Below are 19,625 nucleotides of genomic sequence, written 5' to 3' on the forward strand. Positions count from 1 at the left end.
TTGCTTCATATTATATGGTTAAGTCCTCGATCTATTAGTATTCGTCAGCTCCACATGTCACCATGCTTCCACCTCGAACCTATCAACCTGATCATCTTTCAGGGATCTTACTAGCTTACGCTATGGGAAATCTCATCTTGAGGGGGGCTTCATGCTTAGATGCTTTCAGCACTTATCCCTTCCGCACATAGCTACCCAGCTATGCCCTTGGCAGAACAACTGGTACACCAGCGGTGCGTCCATCCCGGTCCTCTCGTACTAAGGACAGCTCCTCTCAAATTTCCTGCGCCCACGACGGATAGGGACCGAACTGTCTCACGACGTTCTGAACCCAGCTCGCGTACCGCTTTAATGGGCGAACAGCCCAACCCTTGGGACCGACTACAGCCCCAGGATGCGATGAGCCGACATCGAGGTGCCAAACCTCCCCGTCGATGTGGACTCTTGGGGGAGATAAGCCTGTTATCCCCGGGGTAGCTTTTATCCGTTGAGCGATGGCCCTTCCATGCGGAACCACCGGATCACTAAGCCCGACTTTCGTCCCTGCTCGACTTGTAGGTCTCGCAGTCAAGCTCCCTTATGCCTTTGCACTCTACGAATGATTTCCAACCATTCTGAGGGAACCTTTGGGCGCCTCCGTTACACTTTAGGAGGCGACCGCCCCAGTCAAACTGCCCACCTGACACTGTCTCCCGGGTCGATAAGACCCGTAGGTTAGAATTTCAATACAGTCAGGGCGGTATCCCACCAGCGCCTCCACCGAAGCTAGCGCTCCGGTTTCAATGGCTCCCGCCTATCCTGTACAAACTGTACCAAAATTCAATATCAGGCTACAGTAAAGCTCCACGGGGTCTTTCCGTCCTGTCGCGGGTAACCTGCATCTTCACAGGTACTATAATTTCACCGAGTCTCTGGTTGAGACAGTGCCCAAATCGTTACACCTTTCGTGCGGGTCGGAACTTACCCGACAAGGAATTTCGCTACCTTAGGACCGTTATAGTTACGGCCGCCGTTTACTGGGGCTTCAGTTCAGAGCTTCGCTTACGCTAACCCCTCTCCTTAACCTTCCAGCACCGGGCAGGTGTCAGCCCCTATACTTCGCCTTACGGCTTCGCAGAGACCTGTGTTTTTGCTAAACAGTCGCTTGGGCCTATTCACTGCGGCTTTCCGTTAAGAAAGCACCCCTTCTCCCGAAGTTACGGGGTCATTTTGCCGAGTTCCTTAACCAGAGTTCTCTCGCACACCTTAGGATTCTCTCCTCGCCTACCTGTGTCGGTTTGCGGTACAGGCACCTTTTATCTCGCTAGAAGCTTTTCTTGGCAGCGGGGAATCAAAGACTTCGCTCCATAAGGAGCTTCCCCATCACAGCTCAGCCTTCACGATAAGCGGATTTGCCTACTTATCAGCCTAACTGCTTGGACGTGCACAACCAATCGCACGCTTCTTCTATCCTTCTGCGTCCCTCCATTGCTCAAACGATAAAGAGGTGGTACAGGAATATCAACCTGTTGTCCATCGCCTACGCCTGTCGGCCTCGGCTTAGGTCCTGACTAACCCTGAGCGGACGAGCCTTCCTCAGGAAACCTTAGGCATTCGGTGGACGGGATTCTCACCCGTCTTTCGCTACTCATACCGGCATTCTCACTTCTAAGCGCTCCACCAGTCCTTCCGGTCTGACTTCACTGCACTTAGAACGCTCCCCTACCACTGATACCATTGGTATCAATTCGCAGCTTCGGTGGTGTATTTAGCCCCGGTACATTTTCGGCGCAGAGTCACTCGACTAGTGAGCTATTACGCACTCTTTAAATGGTGGCTGCTTCTGAGCCAACATCCTAGTTGTCTAAGCAACTCCACATCCTTTTCCACTTAATACACACTTTGGGACCTTAGCTGGCGATCTGGGCTGTTTCCCTCTTGACTACGGATCTTATCACTCGCAGTCTGACTCCTAAGGATAAGTCATTGGCATTCGGAGTTTGACTGAATTCGGTAATCCGATGAGGACCCCTAGTTCAATCAGTGCTCTACCTCCAAGACTCTTACACTTAAGGCTAGCCCTAAAGCTATTTCGGGGAGAACCAGCTATCTCCAGGTTCGATTGGAATTTCTCCGCTACCCACACCTCATCCCCGCACTTTTCAACGTGCGTGGGTTCGGGCCTCCATTCAGTGTTACCTGAACTTCACCCTGGACATGGGTAGATCACCTGGTTTCGGGTCTACGACCACGTACTAAACGCCCTATTCAGACTCGCTTTCGCTGCGGCTCCGCCTCTTCAGCTTAACCTCGCACGGGATCGTAACTCGCCGGTTCATTCTACAAAAGGCACGCCATCACCCATTAACGGGCTCTGACTATTTGTAGGCACACGGTTTCAGGATCTCTTTCACTCCCCTTCCGGGGTGCTTTTCACCTTTCCCTCACGGTACTGGTTCACTATCGATCACTAGGGAGTATTTAGCCTTGGGAGATGGTCCTCCCAGATTCCGACGGAATTTCACGTGTTCCGCCGTACTCAGGATACATTCAAGAGAGAACGAAGTTTCGACTACGGGGTTATTACCCTCTGTGACGGACCTTTCCAGGTCGCTTCGTCTACCTCGTTCCTTTGTAACTCCGTATAGAATGTCCTACAACCCCAAGAGGCAAGCCTCTTGGTTTGGGCTAGATTCCGTTTCGCTCGCCGCTACTCAGGAAATCGCATTTGCTTTCTCTTCCTCCAGGTACTTAGATGTTTCAGTTCCCTGGGTCTGTCTTCCATACCCTATGTATTCAGGTAAGGATACCATACCATTACGTATAGTGGGTTTCCCCATTCGGAAATCTTCGGATCAAAGCTTACTTACAGCTCCCCGAAGCATATCGGCGTTAGTCCCGTCCTTCATCGACTCCTAGTGTCAAGGCATCCACCGTGCGCCCTTTCTAACTTAACCAAACTAAAATTAAAAAAATATGAGCTACACTGTTATCTAGTTTTCAAAGAACATACATTTAAACTTGAGAGATAGTTCTCTCAAAACTGAACGAAACAAAACAAGTCAACGTTTATTGATGAACTGCGTTCATCAATTCTCCATAGAAAGGAGGTGATCCAGCCGCACCTTCCGATACGGCTACCTTGTTACGACTTCACCCCAATCATCTGTCCCACCTTAGGCGGCTGGCTCCATAAAGGTTACCCCACCGACTTCGGGTGTTACAAACTCTCGTGGTGTGACGGGCGGTGTGTACAAGGCCCGGGAACGTATTCACCGCGGCATGCTGATCCGCGATTACTAGCGATTCCAGCTTCATGTAGGCGAGTTGCAGCCTACAATCCGAACTGAGAACGGTTTTATGAGATTAGCTCCACCTCGCGGTCTTGCAGCTCTTTGTACCGTCCATTGTAGCACGTGTGTAGCCCAGGTCATAAGGGGCATGATGATTTGACGTCATCCCCACCTTCCTCCGGTTTGTCACCGGCAGTCACCTTAGAGTGCCCAACTTAATGATGGCAACTAAGATCAAGGGTTGCGCTCGTTGCGGGACTTAACCCAACATCTCACGACACGAGCTGACGACAACCATGCACCACCTGTCACTCTGCTCCCGAAGGAGAAGCTCTATCTCTAGAGTTTTCAGAGGATGTCAAGACCTGGTAAGGTTCTTCGCGTTGCTTCGAATTAAACCACATGCTCCACCGCTTGTGCGGGCCCCCGTCAATTCCTTTGAGTTTCAGCCTTGCGGCCGTACTCCCCAGGCGGAGTGCTTAATGCGTTAACTTCAGCACTAAAGGGCGGAAACCCTCTAACACTTAGCACTCATCGTTTACGGCGTGGACTACCAGGGTATCTAATCCTGTTTGCTCCCCACGCTTTCGCGCCTCAGTGTCAGTTACAGACCAGAAAGTCGCCTTCGCCACTGGTGTTCCTCCATATCTCTACGCATTTCACCGCTACACATGGAATTCCACTTTCCTCTTCTGCACTCAAGTCTCCCAGTTTCCAATGACCCTCCACGGTTGAGCCGTGGGCTTTCACATCAGACTTAAGAAACCACCTGCGCGCGCTTTACGCCCAATAATTCCGGATAACGCTTGCCACCTACGTATTACCGCGGCTGCTGGCACGTAGTTAGCCGTGGCTTTCTGGTTAGGTACCGTCAAGGTGCCAGCTTATTCAACTAGCACTTGTTCTTCCCTAACAACAGAGTTTTACGACCCGAAAGCCTTCATCACTCACGCGGCGTTGCTCCGTCAGACTTTCGTCCATTGCGGAAGATTCCCTACTGCTGCCTCCCGTAGGAGTCTGGGCCGTGTCTCAGTCCCAGTGTGGCCGATCACCCTCTCAGGTCGGCTACGCATCGTCGCCTTGGTGAGCCGTTACCTCACCAACTAGCTAATGCGACGCGGGTCCATCCATAAGTGACAGCCGAAGCCGCCTTTCAATTTCGAACTATGCAGTTCAAAATATTATCCGGTATTAGCCCCGGTTTCCCGGAGTTATCCCAGTCTTATGGGTAGGTTACCCACGTGTTACTCACCCGTCCGCCGCTAACTTCATAAGAGCAAGCTCTTAATCCATTCGCTCGACTTGCATGTATTAGGCACGCCGCCAGCGTTCATCCTGAGCCAGGATCAAACTCTCCAATAAAGTTAGTTTGTCTAGCATCTAAAAATAAAAATTGACGTTCACGTTGTTTGTTTCGTTCAGTTTTCAAAGAACTTATCTGCCGCTTCAGAAGCGACTTCATCATATTAACATCTTCATTTTTCGATGTCAACTATGTTTTTCAATTTCTTTTTTGTCGTTTTCTGCGTTTCTGCATCAGCGACGTTTATTAATATATCATGTGAAAAAATGAAATGCAACACCTTTTGAAAACTTTTTTGAAACCAACTACATTTCTTTTTTAATATCATATACTTAAACGAAACATCTCTTTCATTTCTAAGTAATTCCTACATATATTCTATAGAAAGTCACTCTGTCAAAAAACGTTTCTTTCTATATAAAGTGAAACTTTAATCAGTGGGGGGTATTCATCCCCCACTGATTATTAGCCTTCACCAATCGGGCATGTACGGGCAGTCGTCCCCCACCTAACTTTCTCGCATTCGGCGAATTTTGAGGCGGGGCTTACTGCCCGCAAATAGTGGGATAAACGTTTTATTCATATACCATATCATACAAGGAGGAATATACATGGACTACACCGACTTATTAATAAAACTAGGTCTCTCGGCTATTTTAGGATTCGCTATCGGTTTAGAGCGCGAATTAAAACGTAAACCACTCGGCTTAAAAACGTGTTTAGTTATTTCTATTATTAGTTGCCTCCTAACCATTGTTTCTATTAAAGCAGCTTACAACTTACCACATACCGATCATATGAATATGGATCCACTTCGACTTGCCGCTCAAATTGTATCAGGAATTGGTTTTTTAGGTGCCGGTGTAATTTTACGCAGAGGAAACGATAGTATTGCGGGGTTAACGACCGCCGCTATGATTTGGGGTGCTTCTGGCATCGGCATTGCCGTTGGAGCTGGTTTCTATATCGAGGCTATTTTTGGAATGTGTTTCCTTATGATTAGTGTAGAACTTATACCATTAGCGATGAAATACGTCGGTCCTAGATCATTTCGCCAACGTGATATCGCAGTGAAACTCGTTGTACGAAATATGGACAATATCCCGACCGTAATTGAAGAAATAAAAGAAATGGATATAAAAGTTAAGAACATGAAGCTCAAAACATTGGAAAATGGTTCGCACTATTTACATTTAAAATTGTCTATCGATCAAAAAAGACATACTGCTGATGTTTATTATGCTCTTCAGCATCTTGAAAGTGTTCAACAAACTGAAGTTGAAAGTATGTATTAATTATGAAATGAACTCTCTTTTTAATTAGAGAGTTTTTCTTTTTTCTATAATGGTAACAATGAATGTAGTCCTGAAAAGTAAGGAGGAATAGGAACTTGAAATCCCGTCCGAATTTAGTAGATACATTTCGTGATTCCATTATATTTCGTTTAATTTGTTTTATTATTGTACTTACTACCTTCTCCGGCTTTCTTATACATATATTAGAGCCATCTCACTTCACCACATGGTTCGACGGGGTTTGGTGGTCAATCGTTACCATTTTCACCGTTGGATACGGCGATTTCGCCCCTCATACAACGATAGGAAAACTTATTGGTATATGTATTATTTTATTAGGAACGGGATTTTGTTCTTATTATATGGTTCTATTCGCTACCGACATGATTAATAAACAATATATGAGAATTAAGGGTGAAGCAGCTGCTACCTCTAATGGTCATATGATTATCGTTGGCTGGAATGAGCGTGCAAAACATGTTGTAAAACAAATGCACATATTACAACCGGACCTTGATATCGTTTTAATTGATGAAACACTTTCTTTACTTCCAAAGCCATTTCATCATTTAGAATTTATAAAAGGTTGTCCGCATCACGATCAAACTTTATTAAAAGCTAACATTACAACAGCTCACACTATATTAATAACAGCGGATAAAGAGAAGAACGAAAGCTTAGCAGATACACAGTCCATTTTAAATATTTTAACTGCAAAAGGACTTAATCCAAACATTCACTGCATCGCTGAACTTCTTACTTCTGAACAAATCCAAAATGCAACGAGAGCTGGCGTATCAGAAATTATAGAAGGAAATAAATTAACGAGCTATGTATTTACCGCTTCTCTTTTATTCCCTTCCATTTCAGGTGTACTATTCTCACTTTACGATGAAATCTCTGATAACAAATTACAACTGATGGAGATTCCCCCGTCCTGCACCGGACAATCCTTTGCAAATTGTAGCTATACTCTTTTAAAGCAAAACATTCTCTTACTAGGTGTAAAGCGCGACGAACAATATATGATCAATCCAGTTCATTCTTTCATTCTCATCGAAAGCGACATACTCATCGTTATTCACCATTAAAAAAATGATTTTCTAGTTCTTGTACCAATACTTTACCAATATTGACATACTTTCTTTTCACATCTCCATCTGGATCTTGCGGCTCCGCAAATTGATCCAATCCACTCGTTCCAGCTGTTAAAGCATTAACATTATCATCTAGTTCGTCTTGATATACGTGCGAAAGAATATACGGTGTTTCAAGACGGACTATTACACCAGGCACATCTAGTTCCCCATCCACCGCTGTAAATGGTACGCGTAAAAATTGATACCCTTCTTCTTCGTCGATTTTATAATCAAAGCATCCTTTATCATAATCCCAATTACCGCCAATACTATATCCAAGTGGTTTCATAACCTCTTCTAACTTATATAACGCATATGTACATCCTTCTAATTTTGATTGAATCGGAATCAAGCCCATCCCTCCTAGACTTTTCCTTTAGCATACCCATTCTAGTTTGAATATACCGATGTACCTTTCAATAAAATAATAAAAAGCGACCGGAGACCCGATCGCTTTTCATTATTTTAAACGCTCTTCTAATTCTGCTTTTAATTCTTCAAATCCTGGTTTACCAAGTAAAGCAAACATGTTTTTCTTGTATGCTTCTACTCCTGGTTGGTCAAATGGATTTACGCCTAATAGGTAGCCGCTCATCGCACATGCTTTTTCGAAGAAGTATACAAGGTAACCGAATGTGTACTCATTTAATTCAGGGATGTTTACGATTAAGTTTGGTACTCCGCCATCGCTATGTGCAAGTAATGTACCTTCGTATGCTTTTGTGTTTACGAAGTCTATCGTTTCACCAGCAAGGTAGTTTAATCCATCTAAATCGTTGTCGTCTAATTCGATTTTTAGTTCGTGTGTAGATTTACCTACTTTAAGAACTGTTTCGAATAGGTCACGACGACCTTCTTGAATGTATTGACCTAATGAGTGTAAGTCAGTTGAGAAGTTTGCTGAAGATGGGAAAATACCTTTTTGATCTTTTCCTTCACTTTCACCAAATAACTGTTTCCACCACTCAGAGAAGTAGTGAAGTGCTGGCTCATAGTTAACAAGCATTTCAATTGTTTTCCCTTTATTATATAGAGCATTACGAACTACTGCGTATTGGTAAGCTGGGTTTTCTTCAAGTTCTGATTTCGCGAAATCATTATGGCCAGCAGCTGCACCTTTCATCATCTCTTCAATGTTTAGGCCACTTACAGCGATTGGCAATAAACCTACTGGTGTTAATACAGAGAAACGACCGCCAACATCATCTGGAATAACGAACGTTTCGTAGCCTTCATTATCAGATAATGTTTTTAAAGCACCGCGCGCTTTATCTGTAGTCGCATAAATACGTTTGCGTGCTTCTTCTTTTCCATACTTTTCTTCTAATAATTTACGGAAAATACGGAATGCGATTGCAGGCTCTGTTGTTGTACCTGATTTGGAAATAACGTTAATAGAAAAGTCTTTACCTTCTAGTACGTCCATTAAATCTTTCATGTAAGTGGAGCTAATGTTTTGTCCAACAAATAGCACTTGTGGAGTTTTACGTTGTTCTTTAGAAAGCGTGTTATAGAAAGAATGGTTTAACATTTCAATTGCTGCGCGTGCTCCTAGATAAGAACCACCAATACCTACAACAAGTAAAATGTCAGAGTCATTTTTAATTTTTTCTGCGCATTTTTGAATGCGAGCGAATTCTTCTTTGTCATATTGAAGCGGAAGCTCTACCCACCCAAGGAAATCGTTCCCAGCTCCAGTTTTTTCGTGGATTGCATGATGTGTTACTTTTACTGCATCACGTAAATAAGTTAGTTCATTTTCACCGATGAAGGATAACGCTTTAGAATAGTCGAACGTTACATGTGTACTCATCTTTTTCCCTCCAATTATGTATATGTATTTCTGTATTCACTTTAGCGAAACTAAAGTTGTAAATCAAGCGATTCAACAATTGTAAACGTAACCATTATTTATTTTTTAGAAAAAGTTCATTTTTTGCATAAAAATTCGAATTTTTCGGTATAGATGTATATACATCGTTTTTCGTACATTTTTCATGTATAAAAACAACAAAACTATACCATTCTATAAAGGAGTTAAATTTTCTTATTAACTCCTTGCTTGCTCACGCTTCACATTAAGGGGGGGCTTTTCATGAGTACCTTGCAACGTATCGCATTAGTCTTCACTGTAATCGGCGCTGTTAACTGGGGACTGATCGGGTTCTTCCAGTTTGACTTAGTAGCAGCTATTTTCGGGGGACAGAAATCAGCTCTTGCACGTATTATTTACGGCATCGTTGGTATTTCTGGGCTTATCAATCTCGGCTTACTATTTAAACCATCCGAGAATCTTGGTACTCACCCAGAAACACATGAAATTCAATAGTCAGTATGTCTTTTTCGCCTCCGACATACGAATATGATTGCATGCAATCATATTTGCAAATATATATATCATAAGTCACAGTAAAAGAGGAACGCTCATATGCGTTCCTCTTTTACTTTATTACCTCCGACTCTTCAATCCATTCTGCTAGCTTTTCTCGCAGTGTATTAAATCCGTTCTCTGATGGATTCGGTATAAGAATTCGTCCTTGCTTTCTTTTCGCCGCTTTTAACGATAAACTCATTTTTCTGTGTTCTTCATCAATTGAAAGTACTTTTACTTCTACTGTATCTCCGACCTTTAAAAAGTCATGAATGTCTTTTACATACCCATTTGTGATTTCAGATATATGCACAAGTCCTTGTGTTTCTGCATCCAAAGCTACAAATGCACCGTAATCTTGAATTCCAGTTACTTTCCCTGTTACAACCACTCCCGTTGTATATTGTTCTGACATGTGAAACACTCCCATACGTTTACCATTTTCTCTACAATTGTAAATAGCAAAGCAGATGTATTTATTGTTAAATATCCGATTAGTGGTAAGTATCCTAAGTAAAACACCGAGGATACTCCCACCTTATATTAGTAAATTATACCACTTTGATAGAACTCATTCAAAATTCACGAAAAAATTTCCTGTAATACGTATAATTCTCCAATATTAGGATAGAATACTAACACATGGCTTTCTAGTATTCCCCCCCTTTTATGGACAAAACGTATTGTGTTTTGTCCTTTTTTTATTCTCTATGAACCGTTCCATTCTCTTCATTGCTTCCATAAGTTGCTCAAGCGATGTTGCATATGAACAACGAATAAATCCTTCACCACTCCCGCCAAACACATTTCCAGAAACAACAGCCACTTTTTCTTCTAATAATAATTGTTCTGCAAATTCTGCTGAAGATAGTCCGGTTGAAGCTATAGAAGGGAAGACATAAAATGCCCCGCCTGGCACATGACATGTTAAGCCCATTTCATTGAAAGATGTCGTCATAAAGTTACGACGTTTTTTATAGCTATCTCTCATTCGAATTACTTCATCATTTCCCCCGCGTAATGCTTCAAGTGCTGCAAATTGAGACATCGTCGGTGCACACATCATTGAATACTGGTGGATTTTGAGCATTAATTCTGAAAATTGAACAGGGGCTGCAATCATCCCAAGACGCCATCCCGTCATGGCAAACCCTTTTGAAAATCCTGAAATTAAAATCGTATGGTCACGCATATTTTTAATACTCGCGAAACTCGTATATGCTTCGTCGTATACGAGCTCTGCATAAATTTCATCCGATAACACGATTAAATTATACTTCTCAACAATAACAGCTAGCTTTTCTAATTCGGATTTATTTAACATTGCGCCTGTTGGGTTATTGGGAGAACAAAGTAATATTGCCTTTGTTTTCGTTGTAATAGCTGCTTCAATTTGATCTGGCTGTACTTTAAATTCATCTTCTAATGAAGTCGCCACTGGAACAGGGACCCCGCCCGCTAACGTAACAAGCGGTGCATACGAAACGAAACTTGGTTCAATAATAAGTATTTCATCATCAGGGTTTACAATAGCACGCATCGCTACATCTAGCGCTTGACTCGCTCCAACTGTAACAATGATTTCATCATTCGGATCATAAGATACTGCAAATTGTTTTTTTAGATACTTTGCTATTTCTTGACGGAGCTCCAATAATCCTGCATTTGCTGTATATGACGTATATCCTTGTTCTAAAGAACGAATACATGCTTGCCTTACATTCCAAGGTGTAACAAAGTCCGGCTCTCCCACTCCAAGTGAAATAACACCTTTCATACTTGCCGCTAAATCAAAAAACTTTCGTATACCGGACGGTTGTAAAGATTCTGCTACTCTAGATAGGTCAAATTGCTTCACGGTGTCACCACAATTCTCTTATCATCATCTGTCTTTTCATAAATAATCCCCTCATGTTTATACTTCTTCAAAATAAAATGAGTTGTCGTTGAAACGACAGATTCAATTGTTGCTAATTTCTCAGAAACAAACATCGCTACTTCTCCCATCGTCTTTCCTTCTAATGTAATAGAAAGGTCATATGTCCCAGACATTAAATAAACGGATTTCACTTCTGAATAGCGATAAATTTGTTCAGCTACTGCATCAAAACCGACACCACGCTTCGGTGTAACTTTCACATCAATCATCGCCGTTAAACCAGTATGTTCTTTCACTTTTGTCCAATCGATATGTGTTACATAGTCCACGATAATCTTTTCACTTTCTAATTTCGCAACCATTTTTTTCACTTCTTCTACTTCTATATTTAACAACTTCGCTAATGTATCTACAGATAAACGACTATTCTTTTCAAGACAAGCTAATAATTCCAATTCTTTCTCTGTCACCATATAAATCATCCTTCCTTTTAGTTTCTGTCTAAATTATACAAATACTCTTTCCAGTTTGAAAAGAAGATTTTTTTTGAGAATTATGTCAAAATAAAGTGAAACTTTAATCAGCGGAATGCTCTATCCCGCTGATTATTAACCCGCACCAATCGGGCATTTACGGATAGTTGCTTTCCAACTTATATTCTTTGCCTTAGCTGTTCTTCAAGGCGGAAAGCTTACTGTCCATTAATGCGGGATAAAGTGAAACTTTAATCAGCGGAATGCTTTATCCCGCTGATTATTAGCACACACCAATCCAGGTAAAGAGGAAAGGGGATGGAACCGTGAAACCAAAAGTATATATTGCCGAACCAGTTCCAACATTTGTAGAAAACTATTTATCAGAACACTGTGATTTTGAAAAATGGGATCAAAATGAGAAAGTACCTCGTGATGTTCTATTAGAAAAAATAAAAGATAAAGATGGGTTATTAAATTTCGGATCTACTATAAATGAAGAGTTATTGCAGGTTGCTCCTAATTTAAAAGTAGTAAGTAACATTTCTGTTGGCCATGATAACTTTGATTTAAAAGCGATGGAAAAACAAAATGTTATCGGAACGAATACTCCATATGTGTTAGATGATACAGTAGCCGATCTCGTTTTCGCTCTTATGTTATCTGCTGGTCGCCGTGTTTGCGAACTCAATTCCTATGTAAAAAATGGTGAATGGAACGCTGAAATTGGAAAAGAACACTTCGGACTAGATGTACATCATAGTACGATTGGTATTATCGGAATGGGACGAATTGGAGAAGCTGTCGCAAAACGAGCGAAATTCGGCTTTGATATGAATGTCCTTTACTATAATCGTCGCCGTAAAGAAGAAGCTGAGCAAAAATTTGATGCTACATATTGTGATTTACAAACTTTAATCAAACAATCTGATTTTATTATTCTTCTTACTCCATTAACAGATGAAACGTATCATCTTATCGGTGAAAAGGAATTTTCATTAATGAAAGAAACAGCAATTTTCATTAATGCTTCTCGCGGGAAAACAGTAGATGAAACTGCATTAATTCATGCGTTAACAGAAAAGAAAATATTTGCAGCCGGCATCGACACATTTACACAAGAGCCGATTCAAAAAGAGAATCCGCTCTTATCATTACAAAACGTTGTAACTTTACCGCACATCGGATCTGCAACATTAAAAACTCGGCAGCAAATGGCAATGACAGCTGCTGAAAATTTAGTAGCAGGATTACAAGGAAAAACACCACCTAATATTGTGCGTGGGTAATTATAAAGTGAAACTTTAATCAGTGGGGGTTTTGTCCATCCCCCACTGATTATCAGCCTTCACCAATCGGGCTTTTACGGGCAGTTATCTCCCACCTAACTTCCTCGCATTCGCCGAATTTTGAGGTGGGAGTCAACTGCCCGGCGAATAGCGGGATAAATAAGCGAAAGGCAAGATGACGATGTCATCTTGCCTTTTTTTGTTAACATATTTTGTTTCTTACCGGGAGATGATATGAACAAAAATCAATGGAGTGACAAAAAATGAACCATGAATGCAAATGCCCTTACTTCACTTTTTCCACTCGCGGGACTACTATTCATTACGAATTGTATGAACATAATACTAAAAAAGAACGACCTACTTTCGTACTCGTTCACGGCTTCCTCTCTTCCTCATTTAGCTATCGACGACTCATTCCTTTACTAACAAAGGAAGGTACAGTAATTGCCCTTGATTTACCACCATTCGGAAAAAGTGATAAATCTCATCTCTTTAAATATTCTTATCACAATTTAGCAGCTATTATTATCGATTTAATCGAACATTTATCTCTCTCGAATATTGTACTAGTTGGCCATTCTATGGGCGGACAAATTTCACTCTTTGTAAACCGACTACGCCCTGAATTAATTTCAAAGACGATTTTACTATGTAGCTCTAGTTATTTAGCACGCGCAAACTTACCTTTACTGTACTCCTCTTATTTACCGTTCTTCCACTTATACGTGAAGAACTGGATTATTCGAAGGGGCATCGTCCATAACTTAATGAATGTCGTTCATGACCATTCATTAATTGACAATGAAATGATGGAAGGCTATGCTGCTCCTTTTTATGATGATCGTATATTCCCTGCTTTAACTCGAATGATAAGAGACCGTGAAGGTGACTTATCTTCAACTGAATTACAAAAAATCGAAACCCCAGTATTACTCATTTGGGGTGAAAAAGATCGCGTCGTCCCTGTACATGTAGGACACCGTCTCCATAAGGACCTACCTAATTCAACTTTCATTTCTTACGAAAATACAGGGCACCTACTACCTGAAGAAAAGCCCGATCATGTTTATGAAGAAATTATTACGTTTGCGACGCAATAAAGTGAAGCTTTAATCCTTGGGAGGCTCTATCCCCACGGATTATTAGCCTTCACCAATCGGGTTTTTACGGGCAGTTTGATTTCTCGCCTAACCTCTTTGCTTCAACCTAATTTTGAGGCGGGAGTCTTACTGCCCGTTAAAATGGGATAAAGTGAAGCTTTAATCAATCAGCACAAATGAAAATAAACAAAAAGGCTGTCGTAAATTCCGACAGCCTATAACGAACAACTTCCGCCTTCTTTTAGTACGAGTAACTCTACTGCTAATTTTTCGCATTTTTCAAGTGCAGGTACTTCTTCAAAAGACATAAAGTATATATGTTGAATCTTCTTTGCGATGTATTTCGGATCATCAAACACACTTACGACGTTTACAACATCGCTCGCTTCTGTTTCATAAAACTCCGGTCCCATTTGAAACGGATCCCAATTTTTCACAACCTCAATCATTTTGTCATATGCACCCATCTGCTTCCCGCCTTTTCACTTTTTAATGCTTTTCTTTATCGTATCACATCAGCTATTCTATAAGAAGAGTGAGAATTTTCATAACTTAACAGTTTGACAGAAGAAAGGAGCCAACATATGCAACTATTTCATAAAACGGTAAATCGTCGCGGAACGCATAGTACAAAATGGGATACATATAAAAATGAAGAGCTCATCCACGCTTGGATTGCCGATATGGATTTTGAAGTACCAAAACCAATTCAAACTGCATTACAAAAACGCACAGAACATCCTATTTTCGGCTATACACTTCCTCCTGAAAATATTGGGGATATCATTTGTAATTGGACGAAAAGCCAATACAATTGGGAAATACAAAAAGAATGGATTGTATTTAGCGCAGGTATCGTTCCAGCTCTTAGTACGAGCATACAAGCTATAACGAAAGAAGGAGAAGCCGTACTAGTACAACCTCCTATTTATCCACCATTTTTTGAAATGGTCAAAACAAATAATAGACAATTATGTGAGAGTCCCTTATTTAAACAAAATGGCATATATAAGATAGACTTCGAGCATCTAGAAACTCAATTTAAACAAGGTGTAAAACTAATGCTTCTTTGCAGCCCTCACAATCCTATCGGGCGCGTTTGGACGAAAGAGGAGCTAACAAAACTCGGTACGTTATGTACGCAATATAATGTAACCGTTGTCGCGGATGAAATTCACGCCGATATTATTTATAGAGGCCATACTCATACACCGTTTGCTTCTTTATCTGAAGAATTAGCAGCACGCACTATTACTTGTATGGCTCCGAGCAAAACATTTAATATCGCTGGATTACAAGCATCGATCATTATTATTCCGAATGAAAATCTCCGTAATGCCTTTATGTCTATCCAATATAGACAAGGATTCCACGGATTAAATACATTTGCTTATACAGCAATGCAAAGTGCCTATACAGAATGTAATGATTGGCTAAATGAAATTCGATTGTATGTTGAAGATAACGCTCAATTTGCTTGTGAGTATATTCAAAATCACATACCAGCTCTTTCTGTAATTAAACCAGAAGGTAGTTTTTTACTGTGGATTGATTGTTCCCACTTGGATCTTTCTCAAGATGAACGAACAGCATTGCTTGAAGAGAAAGGTAAAATCATCATTGAGCCCGGTGAGAAATACGGAACAGGTGGAGAAGCCCATATCCGAATTAACATTGGCTGTCCTAGATCTGTTTTAGAAGAAATTTTAAACAGACTACACCATACATTCTCATAACAAAAAAGGAGGCTATCCCAAAATGATATTGAGATAGCCTCCTTTTTTCGGTAAATCGATATAATTCCACTTACTATCATGCGGTTTTACAACAAAAGCTATCATTCACGGTAGCTTCTATTTTTTCTTCAGATCCGACGCTTTTTTTACGATAACACCGCAAGCAATTCGGCCACCAGATTTACCAGTTGGTTGCGTCATACCATCATCAGCGTTTTCTGTAATAATAATAGACGCTCCATCTTTTCTATGAATCGTCGTTTTTCCTTCTTCAAGCGTTATATGCGGAGCATCGATTTCTGCTTTAATCTTTCCAGAACCATCCGCCACTACATTCGGTAAATCACCATTTTCCGCACCTTTCGGATTCAAGAGCCCATGTTTTTTATTATCTGGATTAAAATGATTCCCAGATGATTCGAAACTAGGCGCTTTACATTCTCCGATTTCGTGTACATGTATACCGTGTGGTCCTGGTGTAAAACCTTCCGCTTTAATCGTAATTTTCACTCCACTTGTTTGCTGAGCTACTTTTGCAGTCCCAACTTCATCACCTGAAGCATTATGTAATTTCACATCAATTTCTTTCGGCTTCCCTTGGTCACAACCCGCCATTAGAAATAATAAACAACAACTGAAAAAAAGCCGTCTTTTCATTCAATTCCCTCCAAAATGCTTTCTGCCCTTAGATTGTCCGAGCATAGAGGGAAACATACAAAAATGAATTACCGTTTCTTTTCAGCTAAAAGCTTTTCTTCTACTTTCTGTAATCGCTCTGCTTCTCGTTTTGATACACGAATAAACATACGCCACGTAGCAACCGCACCGATGATAAATAGAACGCAAACAATACCTGGAATAATATACTCCGTTTTATCTTCAGGGAAATATAAAGGCATCATAACGAACACTCCTTATTATAGGATTCAAAAAACATCAGAATTTTCTGTTATATATCTTTAAATTATAGTTGAACCAGTTCATATTCTCAAGGGGGCGTTCCGAAAGCGAATGATTTCTTTGACTCCTTCGCGCACTTTCCTTACTATAAACTTGAGGTGAAAAATATGAGAGAAACATTTGAAATTGGTGAAATCGTTACTGGTATTTATAAAACTGGAAAATACATCGGCGAAATTACAAATAGCCGTCCTGGCAGTTACGTCGTAAAAGTACTAGCTGTTTTAAAACATCCAGTGCAAGGTGATTTACATAATGTAAAACAAGCTGACGTACCATTCTTCCATGAAAGACGTGCTTTAGCTTTTCGTGAACAGACGAACATTCCAGAGCAAATGGTGAAGAAATATGAAGGAGAAATTCCGGATTATACAGAGTCACTAAAATTAGCATTAGAAACTCAAATGAATTCATTTTCTGAAGATGATTCACCTTTTGCGGGGCGTAGTCTAGAAACACTTCAGCAATTGAAGCAAGATTACAAACTTTAAAAAACAAAACGACCAAATTACATATTTTGCAATTTGGTCGTTACTGTGTACTCACTTTCTTTAACACTTTCGAAAAATCAACAAGTTCCCCTAATGTCGGAGGTGCTGGTTTGACTAAATACTCTTTATCTTTTTCTACTAACTTAAAAATATTATATGTCGTCATCGCATCATCAAGCGCACAATGATGCTTTCCTGTTCCTGCTTTTCCATACGCCTCAATTGCTTTCCACAGCCCTGTTTGATTTCTCTCTCCAAAAAACTTCTTATACTCAAGCGATAAATCACGACACTGTCCAAAGAATGGAAATTCTACTCCCGCCATTTCACAGTTATGCTTTAAGACTTTCATATCCATATTTCCCCACGTTACAATTGTCGGTTTACCACTCTTTTCATATTCTGCAAGTTTCTCAACAAGTTCATGAAAAGAAATTCCTTTGTCCACTACTTCCTGTTTAATTCCTAAAAATTTTTTACATCGATCCGTTAAAGACGGAAATGTTTTCGGTCTAATATGCGATGAATACGTATCTTCCACCTTACAACCAACAACTGAAACGAGTCCGACCTCAATAATTTCTGGGAAAAAACCTTTTGGCTTTTTTCTATGCTGGGGCATCGTAAACTCAAAGTCTAAAAACAAAAATCGTTGTTCATCCATACGATCCCTTCCTTATCATATTTGTCATTCCTTTCTATTTGACACTCCTACACGAACAAGCTCGAATGCTGATTCGATTTTAAATATTCAGATTGGATGTATCTTATATATATGTCAGATGCCCACAAATATTTTTAAAAATAAGAAAAAATGACCTATGCAGAAAATATGACAAAATAAACCCTTTCATTTACATCCGCCATTTTTCTACTTTATAATGACGTTATGTGTGTTTCATCTAGTTAATTTTTTGACACACTAAGAAAAGTGAATGAAAGGAGATGAGAGTTTTGCACGAAACAACGCAAGAACTCGCAAACTGGCAGTATTATTTCGCTATCGCAGTCTTTTTAATTACATATGCCATTATTATTTCTGAAAAAATTAACCGTGCTGTCATCGCACTTCTTGGTGCAGCATTCATGGTAATTGCAGGGGTCGTTGACTTACACAATGCCTTTACGAAACATATTGAATGGGGAACAATTACATTACTCATCGGTATGATGATACTGGTAAACATTACAAGTAAGTCAGGTGTCTTCCAATACGTTGCCATTAAAGCCGCAAAAGGAGCACAAGGAAATCCAATTAAAATTTTAATTTCACTTTCCTTACTTACCGCGCTTGGCTCAGCATTTTTAGATAACGTTACAACAGTACTTCTTGTTGTTCCAGTTACTTTATCTATTACGCGCATCTTGCAAGTAAATCCTGTTCCATATTTACTTTCTGAAATTATTTTTTCAAATATCGGAGGAACAGCAACATTAATTGGTGATCCGCCAAATATTATGATTGGTTCTGCAAATAAGCATTTAGATTTCAATGCTTTCTTATTCAACTTAGCACCTATCGTGATCATCATTATTGCTGTTACGGCAACAATGCTTTACTTCATGTACCGTAAGCAATTAATTGCTGATCCTGTACAAATTAAAAAGTTAATGAGCTTAGATGAAAAACAATACATTAAAGACCCAGTATTAATGAAGAAATCTTTAACAGTACTTGGCCTTACTATTGTAGGCTTCATGACTCATTCTATTTTCCATATTGATGCAGCTATCATCGCCTTAACTGGCGCTACTGTACTTATGTTAATCGGTGTGAAAGAACATGAAATTGAAGAGGTATTCGCAAGTGTAGAGTGGGTAACAATCTTCTTCTTCGCGGGACTATTCGTACTCGTTGGAGGACTTATCGATATCGGGCTTATCAAAATGTTAGCTCAAAAAGTAATTGGAATAACAGGCGGAGATATTTCTCACGCATCTATCCTTATTTTATGGGTATCTGGTATCGCCTCTGCAACAATCGATAACATTCCATTCGTTGCAACAATGATTCCACTTATTAACGATATGGCAGTTGGGCTGGGTTTATCACCTTCTGACGCACAAATTGACGTACTATGGTGGGCATTAGCATTAGGTGCTTGCTTAGGTGGAAACGGAACATTAATCGGAGCTTCTGCTAACGTAATCGTAGCCGGAATCGCAAGTCGTGAAGGACATAAATTCAGCTACATGGAATTCCTTAAAGTCGGCTTCCCAATTATGATCGTTTCATTAATCATTTCTCACATTTACATTTACTTACGCTATCTTATGTAGTAGAAAAAAGCGCCCTGCTCAGCAGGGCGCTTTC

At 40.4% G+C, this 19,625-nt stretch carries 17 protein-coding genes and 2 rRNA genes; 8 read left to right on the forward strand and 11 right to left on the reverse strand.

The features are described from left to right. Nucleotides 1–14 precede the first annotated feature (14 nt). Together MHH59_RS24510 and MHH59_RS24515 are read right to left on the reverse strand one after the other, a co-directional pair. Nucleotides 15–2,936, reverse strand: a 23S ribosomal RNA gene (locus tag MHH59_RS24510). 146 nt (nt 2,937–3,082) lie between these two features. After that, nucleotides 3,083–4,634: ribosomal RNA gene (locus tag MHH59_RS24515) — 16S ribosomal RNA — on the reverse strand. The 16S and 23S rRNA genes sit together here, the layout of an rRNA operon. A gap of 552 nt (nt 4,635–5,186) precedes the next feature. On the opposite strand from MHH59_RS24515, the gene MHH59_RS24520 reads away from it, so the two are divergent. Next, the gene (locus tag MHH59_RS24520) at nt 5,187–5,870 is read left to right on the forward strand and encodes an MgtC/SapB family protein (protein ID WP_002034530.1); all 684 of its coding nucleotides are present in this window, start codon (nt 5,187–5,189) and stop codon (nt 5,868–5,870) included. Nucleotides 5,871–5,965: 95 nt separating this feature from the next. Continuing rightward, complete coding sequence (locus MHH59_RS24525) at nt 5,966–6,961, forward strand: potassium channel family protein (protein ID WP_003192106.1); 996 nt, start codon at nt 5,966–5,968, stop codon at nt 6,959–6,961. On the opposite strand, the gene MHH59_RS24530 is transcribed toward MHH59_RS24525, so the two are convergent. After that, entirely contained in the window at nt 6,948–7,361 is a 414-nt protein-coding gene (locus MHH59_RS24530; RefSeq protein WP_002131278.1) for a YugN-like family protein, read from the reverse strand. The genes MHH59_RS24525 and MHH59_RS24530 overlap by 14 nt on opposite strands. Nucleotides 7,362–7,469: 108 nt before the next feature. Continuing rightward, nucleotides 7,470–8,822, reverse strand: coding sequence for a glucose-6-phosphate isomerase (locus tag MHH59_RS24535; protein WP_002015845.1), 1,353 nt, complete (start codon nt 8,820–8,822; stop codon nt 7,470–7,472). A 282-nt stretch (nt 8,823–9,104) separates the two neighbouring features. Between MHH59_RS24535 and MHH59_RS24540 the strand changes: the two genes are divergently transcribed. After that, nucleotides 9,105–9,338, forward strand: coding sequence for a DUF378 domain-containing protein (locus MHH59_RS24540; protein ID WP_002089278.1), 234 nt, complete (start codon nt 9,105–9,107; stop codon nt 9,336–9,338). Between the two features lie 112 nt (nt 9,339–9,450). Here the strand turns inward: MHH59_RS24540 and yugI are convergent, their stop codons facing one another. The 3 genes from yugI to MHH59_RS24555 form a co-directional block, all read right to left on the reverse strand. Further along, nucleotides 9,451–9,795 (reverse strand): S1 domain-containing post-transcriptional regulator GSP13, encoded by a 345-nt coding sequence (gene yugI, locus MHH59_RS24545; protein ID WP_002015848.1) that lies wholly within the window; start codon nt 9,793–9,795, stop codon nt 9,451–9,453. A gap of 252 nt (nt 9,796–10,047) precedes the next feature. Beyond that, nucleotides 10,048–11,238 (reverse strand): aminotransferase, encoded by a 1,191-nt coding sequence (locus MHH59_RS24550; protein ID WP_078178521.1) that lies wholly within the window; start codon nt 11,236–11,238, stop codon nt 10,048–10,050. Continuing rightward, complete coding sequence (locus tag MHH59_RS24555) at nt 11,235–11,732, reverse strand: Lrp/AsnC family transcriptional regulator (protein ID WP_002129688.1); 498 nt, start codon at nt 11,730–11,732, stop codon at nt 11,235–11,237. Before MHH59_RS24555 ends, MHH59_RS24550 begins: the two co-directional genes overlap by 4 nt. Nucleotides 11,733–12,028: 296 nt before the next feature. Between MHH59_RS24555 and MHH59_RS24560 the strand changes: the two genes are divergently transcribed. Together MHH59_RS24560 and MHH59_RS24565 are read left to right on the forward strand one after the other, a co-directional pair. Next, complete coding sequence (locus tag MHH59_RS24560; RefSeq protein WP_033707944.1) at nt 12,029–13,021, forward strand: 2-hydroxyacid dehydrogenase; 993 nt, start codon at nt 12,029–12,031, stop codon at nt 13,019–13,021. A 263-nt stretch (nt 13,022–13,284) separates the two neighbouring features. Beyond that, complete coding sequence (locus MHH59_RS24565) at nt 13,285–14,124, forward strand: alpha/beta fold hydrolase (protein ID WP_002034539.1); 840 nt, start codon at nt 13,285–13,287, stop codon at nt 14,122–14,124. A gap of 215 nt (nt 14,125–14,339) precedes the next feature. Here the strand turns inward: MHH59_RS24565 and MHH59_RS24570 are convergent, their stop codons facing one another. After that, on the reverse strand, nt 14,340–14,591 hold the full coding sequence (locus MHH59_RS24570; RefSeq protein WP_002015854.1) for a YugE family protein: 252 nt from the start codon (nt 14,589–14,591) through the stop codon (nt 14,340–14,342). Between the two features lie 117 nt (nt 14,592–14,708). Here MHH59_RS24570 and MHH59_RS24575 point away from each other — a divergent pair, with 117 nt between their 5' ends. Continuing rightward, nucleotides 14,709–15,860: a MalY/PatB family protein gene (locus MHH59_RS24575; protein ID WP_002089285.1), complete on the forward strand. Its 1,152-nt coding sequence runs from the start codon at nt 14,709–14,711 to the stop codon at nt 15,858–15,860. 117 nt (nt 15,861–15,977) lie between these two features. Here MHH59_RS24575 and MHH59_RS24580 read toward each other — a convergent pair whose 3' ends face one another. Together MHH59_RS24580 and MHH59_RS24585 are read right to left on the reverse strand one after the other, a co-directional pair. Then, a complete protein-coding gene (locus tag MHH59_RS24580; protein ID WP_002089287.1) occupies nt 15,978–16,517 on the reverse strand; it encodes a superoxide dismutase family protein in 540 nt (179 codons plus the stop codon). Between the two features lie 68 nt (nt 16,518–16,585). Beyond that, entirely contained in the window at nt 16,586–16,762 is a 177-nt protein-coding gene (locus tag MHH59_RS24585) for a hypothetical protein (protein ID WP_000982764.1), read from the reverse strand. 165 nt (nt 16,763–16,927) lie between these two features. Here MHH59_RS24585 and MHH59_RS24590 point away from each other — a divergent pair, with 165 nt between their 5' ends. After that, on the forward strand, nt 16,928–17,311 hold the full coding sequence (locus MHH59_RS24590) for a kinase-associated lipoprotein B (protein ID WP_001209324.1): 384 nt from the start codon (nt 16,928–16,930) through the stop codon (nt 17,309–17,311). A gap of 40 nt (nt 17,312–17,351) precedes the next feature. On the opposite strand, the gene kapD is transcribed toward MHH59_RS24590, so the two are convergent. Next, complete coding sequence (gene kapD / locus MHH59_RS24595) at nt 17,352–17,975, reverse strand: 3'-5' exonuclease KapD (protein ID WP_002034559.1); 624 nt, start codon at nt 17,973–17,975, stop codon at nt 17,352–17,354. A gap of 290 nt (nt 17,976–18,265) precedes the next feature. Between kapD and MHH59_RS24600 the strand changes: the two genes are divergently transcribed. Then, entirely contained in the window at nt 18,266–19,591 is a 1,326-nt protein-coding gene (locus tag MHH59_RS24600) for an ArsB/NhaD family transporter (protein WP_002129696.1), read from the forward strand. The last annotated feature ends 34 nt before the right edge of the window (nt 19,592–19,625 follow it).

Origin of the sequence: Bacillus sp. FSL E2-0195, assembly GCF_038003645.1 — a bacterium.
GTDB lineage: Bacteria > Bacillota > Bacilli > Bacillales > Bacillaceae_G > Bacillus_A > Bacillus_A mycoides.